The sequence below is a fragment of the Niallia sp. FSL W8-0951 genome (assembly GCF_038006525.1).
GTDB classification, from domain to species: Bacteria; Bacillota; Bacilli; order Bacillales; family Cytobacillaceae; genus Niallia; species Niallia circulans.
In genome coordinates this window covers 347,191-360,238 of sequence record NZ_JBBOVK010000003.1, presented here as the reverse complement: position 1 = coordinate 360,238, position 13,048 = coordinate 347,191, and the positions used below count along the sequence as shown (strand labels likewise).

Sequence of the window (13,048 nt, the reverse complement as noted above, 5' to 3'; positions counted from 1 at the left end):
GTTTTCACTTCATGTCGAATCTTTTAGTTTTTTGTGGAATTCTATTCCTTTAATAATTCCAGTATTTGATATACCATAAATATACTTATTACGTTTGAAAGGCGGTGAATTCATGAAAAAAAATCTCTTGAAAATTACAATGGTTTTTGGATTAATTTTCTCTGTGTCATCACCAGTATTTGGTTCAGATGTGAAACCAATGATTTCTGACTGTGGTGGTTCAGAACATCCAGTTCCGTGCTGGGCTTATTAAATTTTGTACAGTAATACATTGGAACCTTTATTGATTTACTTTTATGAAACAATTATGCCTTTCCTTCTCTCCCCGAAGGATTAAAAATGATGATATTCCTTGATGCAGCCAAAAGCTCGAATATCCAAATGACTATGTAATTTTCTTAATTCTTGCCTATACCTAGATTGCGGGCTGGAGGATTATAAGCCTTTAAGTGGAAAGGTATTGACTTTGGAGAACATACCATTAACGCCAGCTATCCACAAACGATTAACCCCTCATTCATTAAGACATACACACTTTTCTTTTAGCAGAAGCAGGAAATGAATTACTTCAAATCATGGACCGGTAGGAACATACACATTACTAATGACAGAAAAAAAGAAGCCTCTCAAAAGCTTGGTGAACTGATGAGAAGCCTATAAAGTGATGGAGTTTTTCCATCACTTTTTATTCCTTATAAATGTTCTATTCTTTAATGAAATACTATTTTAGCATGTCAAAAATCCAGTTACACAACTGTTGAGATGTTAAAAGCTCTATAAATATAGTGGTCAAGGGGCTACCAATTCAACCTTAATTCTATCCGGATCTTCAAAATAAACCGCGTAATGTTTTTCCCCTCCTGCATAGGGATGTTTGTCGGTATAAAGGATCTTAACACCCTTTCGTTCTAACTTTCTTGTCATATCGTCTATTTGTTGACGAGAACTTGCGTGGAATGCCAAATGGTTTAGTCCTACCCGACATCTATGGTAAGGTATGTCCATAAACCGTTCTTCTGCTTGTACGAAAACAATATATGTCTCTCCAATTTTCCAGCTATGTCCACTTTCCCACGACTGAAAAGACTCATATCCTAATTCCTCTAAAAACCACCCCCAAAAAGCGATTGAACTTTTCAAATTTGAAACATATATTTCAATATGGTGAATAAGACCTTTTGACAATGGATGCCCTCCTTTTCTAAATCTATATCGATTATTTTATCAGATAATTTTAGAGCTACAATTATTTAAAAACAACATTCTTTGAGAATATCCTTAGAAAAATATTTTATTTGTTTTTTGTTGGTTAAAATTGGGCAAAGCTAATATTCCTTTTTAAAATGCTCTCTGCAACTCTTCTCATCTCCGACCATCCATTCTTACATGCCTTTTAGTTAGGAATGAATTATCCATTGTTTTTTAACTGGAAGCTTCATATTACAAATACATGCTGGCTTTTTTATAATAAATTACGTTATCTACATACTTTTATAAGACAGAAGGAATAATGTTGGAATAATGAAAATAAATAGGAAGTTAGCCATAAGGAAGTTTAAAATATGAAATCTCAGATAGGTGTAATAAGAAAGGCTAAAGGATTAATGCAGAAATATGTTGCTCAACAGGTAAGAAGTTCTCATCAGCAATTGAACGATTTTGAAAATAATAGGGATTACCCTTGAATATAAAAGGCTTATAAGATCACTAAAATACTTAATCATATTGTAAATAACTTGTATATTTTGGAAGACTAAAAACCCTCTGCTAGTGTTGCTGATCCAACCAAGATGCTCCAATTTCCAAATTTCTCCTACAAACAATAAACAGTCATCTTTTACGATGACTGTTTTGCTATACATATAATATCCAATTACTTATTACCTTCTATATATTCTAATATCTGTTCTCTAAATAGTTTAAATACTGGATTTGTACTTTCCTCATATATTCTTACTATTTTATTTATGAATTGTTTATCGTTTGTTAACTCATAGGTTATTAAATACCATGCAGATCTTCCTGCTTCATTTGAAATAATTTCATTTTCACTTTTTATTAAAACTAATAAATTCTGAAGTTGTTCATTAAGAACTTTTCCATCTTCACCATATAATTTTTCATAAGCACTGATACCATTTAAAACATCCGTAGTATCACTACTTTTTATTAGTTCTCTGGCTTCTTCTAAGGTGAAAACGATAGCACCATCTACTTCTTCCTCCTCTTCCTCATATATGTACAAATTATCTAACATTTCATCAAATGAATCGAATAAGCGGATAAATTCATTTTCCTCTGAAAATATGTAAATTACACTTGGATTAGAAGAAGACTCATTATAATCTAATGCTAGCCACTCATGACCCTCTCCACTAAGTATTATTATATTTTCTCGTTCAATTTGCCATTCTTCCACAAAGTATTTCGTTTGAAATATTCCCTCACCCTGCTTAATTCCAAATAAATACTCTATTATAATATAATTGTCATCTTCCTCATGATTCTGTTTGAATGGTAGCGCATTATATTGTAATGTTCCACCATTTTTAATTTTTAATAAATCAATATATGATTTAGGTAATTTTACATTAAAATGTTTTTCTGCAAGTATAATATCATCTTGAACTAAGTCATCTAACGTATAATCATTAGCCCCACCCTTCCAAATATTCATATTTTTTCTCCCTCTTTTTTTAAAAATTGTCCGTTCATACTTTCTTTCCTCCCTTCCTTACTACTTACTAATAGGAGTTTTCTTTATTATAGATAGATATTCCTTTCTGTAGCTTCGAAATAAAGATTGATTAAAATATATTTGCTTTTTATTTTATCAAAGAATACAAAAAATCCATTTTGAAGAAAGATTATTCAAAATGGATTATCTATTAATAACTCTTTGACTTTTTTATAAGAAATTTTCGCTCCCTATTGAACTATTTAATTATCACTTCTGCTAGATTTTGTTAAGGCGTCTTTTCCATACATACGTTAAGGTAATAAAGATGTAGATGAAAAGTGTTATGATCGTTACGATGATGGATGTCGTGAGAATGATTCCAATCAGGATCATAATTAAAGCGATAATCGCAGCCCAAGTCGTATATGGGAACCATTTAACTGAATAGGCGCTTGTTTTTCCAGGCTGTTGTTTACGTGATTTCAAATGGGCGAAGGCAATGATCAACCAGATGAATAATACGGTATATCCCAGTGATCCCATCAGAAAATCGAAGGTCTTGCTTCCAGCAAATAAGGAAATCAGTACACCGCCAAATAAAGTAGAAGTACAAATTAATATTGCAAAAACAGGAACTTTCTTCTTCGATAAACTTGAAAAGATTTTCGGAATGCGGCCGTCCACGGCTTGCGTATATAGAACGCGGGATGAACCATACAATCCAGAATTCATCGATGAAATAATCGCTATTAGAACAACGGCGTTCATAATATGGTCAGCACCTGGAATCCCTATCATTTGAAAGACCATCACAAACGGACTTTCAGGCACCCCGTTTACTTCGTTCCAAGGAATTAAACTAACAATGATAAAAAATGGAATGATATAGAAAGAAATGATTCTGACCAATGTACTCCGAACGGCTTTTGGAACTACTTTTTCGGGATTTTTCGTTTCTGCCAATGTGACCCCGATAATTTCTGTCCCGCCATATGAATAAATTACCACCAGCATCGCCGTGATTAAACCAGTTGATCCATTCGGAAAGAAACCGCCATGATCAGTCAAGTTAGAGAAACCAACTGCTGTATGATCACCAAAAGTAACGAGCAGCAACAATAATCCAGCCATGATGAACACAATGATGACGGTTATTTTAATTAAAGCAAGCCAGTACTCCGTTTCAGCAAAAACCTTTACTGATAGCAAGTTGATTGCTGTAACTAACACCGAAACAGCTAATGCCAGTATCCAGATTGGATATTCAGGCAGCCAATATTGAATGAAAATAGCCGCAACGATTGATTCGGCCGTGATGTTCAATACCCACATTTTCCAATAGATCCAATCAAGGAAATAGGCAGGATACTTTCCTAAAATAGATTGGACAAGATCCCTGAATGTTCTTGCACCGCTATTACGGACCGCCATTTCAGCTAAACCTTGCATGATGAATAATAGAATGATGCCCCCTATCAAGTAGGCAATTATTGTGGATGGACCTGCCATATCAATTGCTGAACTGCTTCCTTTAAATAAACCTGCCCCAATGGCTCCACCTAATGCCATCATCGTAATATGCCTTGAAGTCATTGTCCTTTGTAAATTCCGTTTATCCGTTTCCATATCCTAACCTCCAAAAAAATCATAAAAGGCATATCGTCCCTTCTTCATTTGATTATGAAGAAAGAGACGATATGCCTTAAGCTTACCGCGGTACCACTCTTATTGGCCCTTTTCGAACCCTACTTTAAAAACCTTGTAACGAAGGTCAATCGTTAAAACCAGGAATAGATGAACTCTAATCTTTCGCTTTACCACTCCCAGGCAAGTTCAAAGTATCATTGGACTGCGTTGCACCAACCCGCAGCTCTCTTAACCGAATAATGAGCTTTTACTACTCCTGATCTTTGCGTTGTGAAAATTATATCTGAATATTTTTTATAATATCCAATACTATACGGACAATACGTGAATTTGTCAATATTTTTTTCAAGATAATAAATTAAAAGAAACAAATCATAAGAAAAATGTGGTGACATAGTTATATAAATAAATCAGGAAAATACTATCTAAAATATAATCTGATGCCTAATCCCCGGGAAAACTTGCAAGCGGCAACAAGTAAAGCTCCCCGGTTAGTGACTAAGTCAATTCTTCACAATCTTTCTTTTGGAAAGAGAAAGATGACCTTCACCTTGAAAATGATGAGTTAAAAATATTCCTTGATGCAGCTAAAAATTCGGAACATCCAGATGACTATGTAATTTTCTTAACTCTTGCTTGGACTGGATTGCGAGCTGGGGATATGGCCCTTAAATGGAAAGATATTGACTTTGAAGAACATACCATTAACGTTAATAAAACGTATTATAATACAAAGAACTTTCAACTAATTCCTCCAAAAAAAGGATCAATTCGAAAAATAGAAGTAGAAGAAGTTAATAATACACTAAAAAAACATCAACTTCCCCAAAAGGAAATAAAACTACAATTAGGGAAAGACTATTATGATAAAGATTTCGTTTTTGGAAGACTAAATGCGCCTTATTTTGGTTATCCACATTTTATTAAGACAATTGAAAACCGAATGGAGAGCTTACTAAAGAAAACGCCAGATATCCACAAAAAAACCATTAAGCCCTCATTCATTAAAGCAGACACACACTTCTCTTTTAGCAGACAGGAGTTGAATTACTTCATATCATGGATCGATTGGGACATAAAGAAGATGAAACAACTACACAAGTTTATCTTCACATTACTAAAGACAGAAAAAAGAAGCTTCCCAAAAGTTCACAGAACTAATGAGAAGCCTCCGTTATAAACCTCTATGTTAGCAAATCACTCTCATCTTACCAACAAATCCTTATCTATCAAGGGTTCAAGGGGCAGATTACATCATGCCGCCCATGTAATTTACGTTTTTATATGTTTTTATCTAATTGTATTTACCTTGTTAATCCCTCAACATATTATCCAGAAACATTCCTCTTACTTTATTTGTTTTTACCATTATTTATTCTAAAGTTGGGTAAAAATTGGGCAAAGCTAATAATATTTTTTATAATACTCTCTACAACTCTTCCCGACTTAGACCATACATTCTTCTTGCATGCCTTTTAGTTAGGTATGAAAAAGATATTTAAAATGTTTCTATAAAACCTTCAATATGCGGAATGGAAATCTTTGGAGGATAAATATATAGTAAACCTTTTCTATTTGTACCATATATTTTTCTAGCTGCCTCTAATTCTTTTTTTAAGACAAGGACCTGTTGCTTTAAATAAAGGTTATTTCTAGATATTTCTTTGATTGGTACTATTCTACCTTGTTTTGACTAATTGACTTAATCTCTGTTTATTAATATTGAGTAATTCTCTAGCTTAGTTAGCATCGAGGACCTTATGGCGGAAAAGTCCTCGATTTCTTTGAGGTTTATTTAAAGTAATTAAAAAAAGCCCCTTGCTCATTTCTAAGAAGAAGAATTACTTAACAGCCGAGGCGGTGTGTTTATGTGAAAATACAATAAAAGATCTGTGTTTATGGTAAGTATTATTATTATCACAAATTTCCCAACAATTGGAATTTTGTGATATAATTAACGGAAAATTGTAGGTGAAATGAGGAGATTTGGTTATGATAAAAAGAAAAATAGTTGCGACAGGTATAACTTTTGTTATAGCAGTCACTCTAATCACTATTATTCTTCCCCCCAGTGCATTATTAGGAGAAGAAAGAGACGTACTAGGTGACCTTTATATTTCAACATTGTATGTTCTCATCGGACTTACCTTTTATGGATTTCCTATAACCATTTTAATTGAATTTTTAACAAGAAAATTTAAAGAAGCAAGGTTTTTCTTTGCATTAACTTTACATTTATTTTTTGGGCTACTTCCAATTTTTCTACTATATTTTCTAACTGTTTATTCATTCTTAATCGCATTAGGTTTATTTATTATAGATGAGATTTGTAGAATCATATTTGCTAATGATAGAAGTAAAAATTATATCGATAAGATAAACTAAAAGAAGGTGGGACATAACTAGCCTCTAATAAAGAGAAAGGTGAATTTGAGTCCACTCAAATTCACCTTTCTCTATTTTTTCGTGTTAATTCTTCTATTATCTTAGTTAATGGCAGTGAATTTTCTTAAATTCACTGCCATTAACGCGAGGCCCATTTCGTTTTCCACCTTCGATTTTCCTCGTACAGAAAATCGAGTGAAACGCAAATTAGCCTTCAAGAATCCAAAAACTGGTTCCACATCGGTTTTGCGTTTTCGATAGATGGCACTCGTTTTCTCTTCTGAAAGCTTCGCTCTCACATATTCTTTTTGCTGTTCCCATTTTTTGTTCACCATTAGTTTTCGATTGTTTCCTTCTTTTGCCTTGGTACATGATGAGCGGAATGGGCATCCTGAACAGTCTTCGCACTCGTAGATTTTGAAACTCCTTTGGAAACCTGTAGCGTCCGTTCGGAAAGAATGATATTGAAATTCTAAACGCTTCTGATTAGGGCACATATATGTATCGGTTTCTTGATCATATTCCCAGTTATCAGGATTAAATGTATTTTGTTTGTACTTTTTCTTTTGTTCCTTCAAAAACATGTTATATGTTATCAGTGCTTCTCGGTTTCTGTTTGAGAGAATATCACTAAAGTTTTGTTCACTACCATAACCTGCATCTGCAACAATATGTTTCGGTAACTCGAAATAATGTTGCTCGATCTCATCTAAAAATGGAATTAACGTACGTGTATCTGTTGGGTTTGGAAATAAACTATAAGCAAGCGCATATTGACCTTCCGTTGCGACTTGTACATTGTAACCAGCTTTCAATTGCCCGTTTTTCATATAATCATCTTTCATTCGCATCAATGTCGCATCTAGATCTGTTTTAGAATAGCTATTACGTGGTCCAAAGATTTTAAGATCCTGTTGGTACTTCCGTTTTCTCAAGACAAAATCAATCAACTGTTTACGCACTTGTTTCGGGTATTTTCGTTCACTTCGTAAGGCTTTTCGTTCAGTAACATCTGAAGATGCTTCCATTTGTTTATCATATTCGGTCACTACTTCTTCTACTTTTTGAACCATTTGAGTGAGTTCTCCAAATGATAGCTGTTCATCACTTTCCCGTTCAATTTGGGGTATGATTTCGTTCTCAAGCAACTCATTGTACAACTGGTTTGACTTATCGATTAAACTCTGATGAAATTTCTCAATCGCTTTCTTCCAGACAAACGTAAATTTATTCGCATTCGCTTCAATCTTTGTACCATCGATAAATATCGCTTCTTGATCAATCAGTTTTTCTTCAATCAATTGGCAGCGAAATTGGATAAAACATTGACGGATTAAATCTTTTACTTCTGGTTGAACACGAAATCGGTTAATTGTACGATAGCTTGGTTCATACCCTTGAGCTAACCACATCATACGGATACTGTCTTTTAATAGGGCCTCCATTTTACGCCCCAAAAAGACAGATTGAGTATAGGCACATAAAATAATTTTAAGCATTATGCGTGGATGATAGGCAGGACAACCTTCATTTCGAAGAAATGGTTCAAACGCTTCTTGAGGGATACTTTCCACTAAATGATGGACATGGAAGGCAATATCATTATTTTGTAACTTTACTTCTAAATCTAAAGGTAAAACGATTTGATTCATGGTATAATCTTTAAACATAAGGACACTTCTTTCTGATTAGATTTTGTGTGGTAACTTAATTTTATCAGAAGTTGTCCTTATTTTTTATTGTAAATAAGCAAAACGGTGAAATTTTACTTGTCGTAAAATTTCACCGTTTTTTTCGTCTTAGAGGAGGGTTTTGTCCCAGCCTCTTCTTGTTTTTTATTTCAAAATTAAACGTCTTTATTATCTCTATACATTACAAACATAAATCACTTGACAAATCGTCAATAATGTACATAGACTGAAATTAGTCAATAACGTACATAGAGAAAAATATGTCAAGAAAATTTGATCAAAAATGTGGATATTTTTTATCGCTAAGGCTATAATAAGAGTGTAACAACAACTTCCATCATGGAATGTTGGGTTTGTGTAGGTCAAGCTAGATAGAGCGACCTACTATCAGATTTATTTTCAGCTCGGATTTTAGCGCACAGCGCGGTAACAGGTTTCTCAATGTACACGAACATTGAGCCTCAATAATTGTTATTATTGAGTGTCAAAAAAAGCGTTTCACGATATTACGCCTTAAAAATCGTTGGGATTATTAAAAAGCGTTCACGATACTACGCCTAAAAATCGTCGAGATTTCCATAGCGTTTCACGATATTACGCCTTAAAAATCGTTGAGAAAGAGAATCGTGCTTCCCGGTGTGCACCCTTTTTAACATCGGAAGAAGGAACCTCTATAAACGGGGTTCTTTTTTGCTGATAAGGGGGAAAAGATGTCTGAGATTATTGAAAAAGGTATGTATTTCGCAAAAGAAGAGTTTTTTCAATTAATTAGGAATTTAGGTGGCACTTGGGACGATGTGAAGAAACGCCCAGTGGTTACACTAATCCAATCAAAGCAACATCCTGAAATATATTGGGCTATTCCATTAGGAAATTACAATCATCGAGATGCTAGGGGGCAAGCTAGAATTCAAAGTTATTTAGACTCCCCGGAACACAAAATACGCTCTTGTTATTATCACGTTGGGAAAACAGATAAAAAGTCTATTTTCAATGTGTCGCAAGTAGTGCCAGTGACCAAAAAATATATTGATCGTGAATATACATATGCTGGTAAACAGGTGCAGGTTGTCTTAAAAAACAAAAAGCTAGTCGAGGAACTAGAGAGAAAAGTTTCTAGGATTCTAGCCTATGAACGTGACTACATGAAGAAAAATGGAAAACCACGTTTCCAGCAATGCATTACAAAAATTCTTGATTATTTACATACTGAACTTGTAACAGAAGCTTATCAAAGGGAAATTGCTGCTTCTGAAGCAAAGATTGATGGTTTAGAACCAACCGTATAAAAGGGCACATGTTGCTCTTTTTTAGGTTTATGAAATATATAATCCCGCGGCTAGTGAAATATCTACATACGTAATATGTCCAAGAATAATTGTATTATGCAGATTTAGTTGATATGATGATCTTTTCGCTTTTAATTAATTAATGATCTTTGAAGCATGCTTTTAGATATCCGATAATGGATGATATAAAAAAAGACACCGAAGTGTCTTGTGTATTCACGTATAATAATGTTCTTTAAAAAATATTAAAGTTGGTTTAATACCGAATTATGTATTCAACACATGATAAAGGGATGGTGTGATTTGGAAAAGGTAAGTACGAAAACTATTCATCCATCAATCCGAGAACTTCTTTCCTTTGCAACTACATATTCTAAGGTTGAGTATGAATATGAAAAGTATTTAAATACATTTAACAGACAGTTATTCTTTCTTCAACAATACGGGGAAATCGTTGGTTGTATTGGAATTGAAATTATTAATCCTAACGAGTGTGTAATTAAACATATTGCAGTATCTACAAAACAAAGAGGAAAATCCGTTGGCAGCCAAATGATTAAATTTCTTTCTAAGCAGTATACATTTATCTCTGCTGAAACAGACAACGACGCAGTGGGTTTTTATCGGAAAAATGGATTTAAAATAACAAGTTTAGGAGAAAAGTACCCAAGTGTAGAACGGTTCTTATGTGTATATACGAATTAAAAATCTTAAAAAAAGTAGTTATTATTGAAAAAATATAGTAGTATTCCTTTCTTGTAATTAATGTAGAGTAGACTCCTTATGCAACAATCATGGCAGATTAGTGGAAGAACGTAAAAAAAGAACACAAATGAAAATATATCATTTGTGTTCTTCGAACTTTAGCCTAATCGGTCACCTTTTTCGACCCTTTGTTGCGGTTCTATTAGAACAACACCTTGTTTTGAATAGGTCCCCATTACCAAAACTTCCGAACTAAAGTCAGCTACTTTCATTGGAGGGAAATTAACTACTCCTACTACTTGTTTTCCAACAAGTTCATCTAAACTATAACAATCAGTTATTTGAGCACTACTTTGTTTAATTCCTATTTCTTCTCCAAAGTCAACCCATAATTTATACGCTGGTTTTCTTGCTTTAGGAAATGCTTCTGCTCTGATAATTTCTCCAACACGCATATCTATTTTTTGAAAATCGTTAAAAGTTATCATTACAATTCCTCCACTATATTTTGAGTATTTTTCACTCTTTTTTACATTTGAGATTTGATTGAATAAGATTCTGTTCTTCTTTTCTATCTCTTAAAACAATTAGTACACCCAAAAGAATTAAGAAAGAACCAAACCAAAAAGTAATACTAATAGTTTCACCTAAAATCAACCAACCTAATAATGTTCCAACAACGGGTTGAAAAAAGAAGAAAACTCCACCACCAGAGGCATTTAGCAATTGTAATCCACGATTCCACAATAGAAATGCGATAGCTGTTGATACTATCCCTAAATATAACAAGCCTCCCCATATAGAAGGGTTTGTTAATTCGGCCAAATTTAATTTAGTTAATTTTGTAATAACAAAAGGAGTTAAAACAACAAAAGCAATTAAAGTTGCATAGGTATTTACTACAATTTGTGAATAACCACTAGGTAAACATTTGATTAGAACGGACATTAAAGCCCATGTCAACGCAGCTATAATAAGCGAGATGCCACCTAGCATACTTGACATATTAATATCATCAATTCCAACGATAATAATGACCCCAATGGTGGCTAAGCTGACAGAAATTGCTTTCTTAAAAGTTAAACGCTCTTTAAGCATTAGACTAGCAAACACAACCATAAATGCAGGTGTTGTAGAAGTGATAATAGCTCCCATTTGGGCACTAGAAAGCATGGTACCTGTTTCTTGGGTAACAATGGAAATAACATATCCTACAATTGAAATTGCAGTTATTAACCCTATATGTTTCTTTTTAATCTTCCATTTTTGTTTAGTAACCAATCCAATGATTACTAACGCAACAAGTGCGATAATATATCGAATCCATACAAGTTCTAATGGTGGTATGACTGACACCACTACCTTTACGACAACATACATACCTCCCCATATACTTGAAGCTATTATTAAAAATAAAGAACCGATTATTGTGTTTTTCATATTTTTACCCTCCGTATTTTCAGGTCTGTTTGGACCTAACGGAGAGAATACAATTCTAAAATTTTCTCTCCGTTAAGATTGGGAGAGTGCTGTTGGTACATCGTTTTCAAATAATGGAGTCCAATACATGTTTTCACCTCATAACAATTTTACGTATTTTCATATTGTAACAAATAATCATTTTGTTGAACATTGTTAATTAAAGAGAAAATAAAACCATTCTCCTGACTTGATTTTTCGTTTTAGTTTTTGGAAACACTGCTCTATGTTCTAAATTCTTTAAAGGGATTTTATGTGAAGTGTTACACTGAAACTCTAGGAGGGCTTTAGTGAATAAGAATTAAACTTTATTATACATTTTTGAAAGTAAACCCATTTAAATGAATAGAAATTAAACACCTTTAAGGAGCATTACTGTTATAAAATTTAGCAAGGCTTATATCTTTAAAAACATAATTCAATAACTTAAACACCAGAGTCGAGTGCTTAACCGCAATATTGGTGTGTTAGAGTATGTACTTCATCTACATATATTTTTTCATTTAACAAAATATTTTTATCACAAATTGTACAACGGATTTGATTACAGGATTAAGAGTAGGTGAGTTATGTGCATTAACATGGGATAGAGTTGATTTAGAAAAGAAAGTTATCCACATAAGCAAAACTGTGTATAACCCCAACAATAATAAAAATGAAACACTATTGGTACCTCCTAAAAATAAAAGTTCCATTCGTTTTGTGGATATTGATGATCACCTAATAAGATTGCTAAAAGAACATAAAGTTAAACAAAATAAACACAAGATGGAGTTACGTAAAGACTATATTGATAATGGGTTTGTTTTTGCGAAAGAATTTGGCGAGGCAGAAATTGTTAAAAAAATAGAAACTCGTATGAATCTATTATTAAGAATTGCTGATTTGGATCCTTCTTTTTCACCACACACACTTAGACATACCCATACTACCATGTTAAGAGAAAAAAGAGTAGAGTTTGAATATATTCAAGCAAGACTTGGACACGCAAAAGGATCTCATGTAACAAATAGTACTTATATTCATCAAACAGAACAACAAAAAAAAGAAGCTACCGCTAAGATCAATTCTCTCAGCGAAAGCTTCATAATTTAAATTTTTGAGAAGAAAAATTGGGCAAGGGATGGGCAAAAACACTATCTCATCCCTTTCAAACCCTTGAAACCCATGGT

12 protein-coding genes, 1 pseudogene and 1 other annotated feature are annotated in these 13,048 nt (G+C 33.3%); of the genes and pseudogenes, 7 read left to right on the top strand and 6 right to left on the bottom strand.

Features of this window, described 5'->3' with window-relative positions; translation table 11 throughout:
• Positions 1-112: 112 nt before the first annotated feature.
• Complete coding sequence (locus NSS71_RS24130; RefSeq protein WP_156485486.1) at positions 113-253, top strand: hypothetical protein; 141 nt, start codon at positions 113-115, stop codon at positions 251-253.
• A 536-nt stretch (positions 254-789) separates the two neighbouring features.
• Here NSS71_RS24130 and NSS71_RS24125 read toward each other — a convergent pair.
• Complete coding sequence (locus NSS71_RS24125; RefSeq protein WP_047943333.1) at positions 790-1,185, bottom strand: VOC family protein; 396 nt, start codon at positions 1,183-1,185, stop codon at positions 790-792.
• A gap of 377 nt (positions 1,186-1,562) precedes the next feature.
• Between NSS71_RS24125 and NSS71_RS24120 the strand changes: the two genes are divergently transcribed.
• Complete coding sequence (locus NSS71_RS24120) at positions 1,563-1,685, top strand: helix-turn-helix transcriptional regulator (protein WP_141231720.1); 123 nt, start codon at positions 1,563-1,565, stop codon at positions 1,683-1,685.
• 188 nt (positions 1,686-1,873) lie between these two features.
• Here the strand turns inward: NSS71_RS24120 and NSS71_RS24115 are convergent, their stop codons facing one another.
• Positions 1,874-2,677 carry an SMI1/KNR4 family protein gene (locus NSS71_RS24115; protein ID WP_053215736.1) on the bottom strand — a complete coding sequence of 268 codons (804 nt, stop codon included), beginning with the start codon at positions 2,675-2,677 and terminating at the stop codon, positions 1,874-1,876.
• A 279-nt stretch (positions 2,678-2,956) separates the two neighbouring features.
• Entirely contained in the window at positions 2,957-4,306 is a 1,350-nt protein-coding gene (locus NSS71_RS24110) for an amino acid permease (RefSeq protein ID WP_095259364.1), read from the bottom strand.
• Positions 4,307-4,365: 59 nt separating this feature from the next.
• Positions 4,366-4,600 (bottom strand) — a binding site (T-box leader).
• Positions 4,601-4,988: 388 nt separating this feature from the next.
• Here NSS71_RS24110 and NSS71_RS24105 point away from each other — a divergent pair.
• Positions 4,989-5,507 (top strand): hypothetical protein, encoded by a 519-nt coding sequence (locus tag NSS71_RS24105; RefSeq protein WP_341152106.1) that lies wholly within the window; start codon positions 4,989-4,991, stop codon positions 5,505-5,507.
• An 812-nt stretch (positions 5,508-6,319) separates the two neighbouring features.
• Complete coding sequence (locus tag NSS71_RS24100) at positions 6,320-6,712, top strand: hypothetical protein (protein ID WP_341152105.1); 393 nt, start codon at positions 6,320-6,322, stop codon at positions 6,710-6,712.
• A gap of 110 nt (positions 6,713-6,822) precedes the next feature.
• Here NSS71_RS24100 and NSS71_RS24095 read toward each other — a convergent pair.
• Positions 6,823-8,382: pseudogene (locus NSS71_RS24095) on the bottom strand (IS1182 family transposase); the annotation flags it as partial.
• Positions 8,383-9,113: 731 nt separating this feature from the next.
• Between NSS71_RS24095 and NSS71_RS24090 the strand changes: the two are divergent.
• Both NSS71_RS24090 and NSS71_RS24085 read left to right on the top strand, forming a co-directional pair.
• Positions 9,114-9,692: a hypothetical protein gene (locus NSS71_RS24090; RefSeq protein WP_176474115.1), complete on the top strand. Its 579-nt coding sequence runs from the start codon at positions 9,114-9,116 to the stop codon at positions 9,690-9,692.
• 303 nt (positions 9,693-9,995) lie between these two features.
• The gene (locus NSS71_RS24085) at positions 9,996-10,397 is read left to right on the top strand and encodes a GNAT family N-acetyltransferase (protein ID WP_095323048.1); all 402 of its coding nucleotides are present in this window, start codon (positions 9,996-9,998) and stop codon (positions 10,395-10,397) included.
• 158 nt (positions 10,398-10,555) lie between these two features.
• Here NSS71_RS24085 and NSS71_RS24080 read toward each other — a convergent pair whose 3' ends face one another.
• A complete protein-coding gene (locus NSS71_RS24080; RefSeq protein ID WP_095323047.1) occupies positions 10,556-10,885 on the bottom strand; it encodes a tRNA-binding protein in 330 nt (109 codons plus the stop codon).
• A gap of 31 nt (positions 10,886-10,916) precedes the next feature.
• Positions 10,917-11,837 carry a DMT family transporter gene (locus tag NSS71_RS24075; RefSeq protein ID WP_341152103.1) on the bottom strand — a complete coding sequence of 307 codons (921 nt, stop codon included), beginning with the start codon at positions 11,835-11,837 and terminating at the stop codon, positions 10,917-10,919.
• Positions 11,838-12,416: 579 nt separating this feature from the next.
• On the opposite strand from NSS71_RS24075, the gene NSS71_RS24070 reads away from it, so the two are divergent.
• Positions 12,417-12,971 (top strand): site-specific integrase, encoded by a 555-nt coding sequence (locus NSS71_RS24070; protein ID WP_341152102.1) that lies wholly within the window; start codon positions 12,417-12,419, stop codon positions 12,969-12,971.
• Positions 12,972-13,048: the final 77 nt, after the last annotated feature.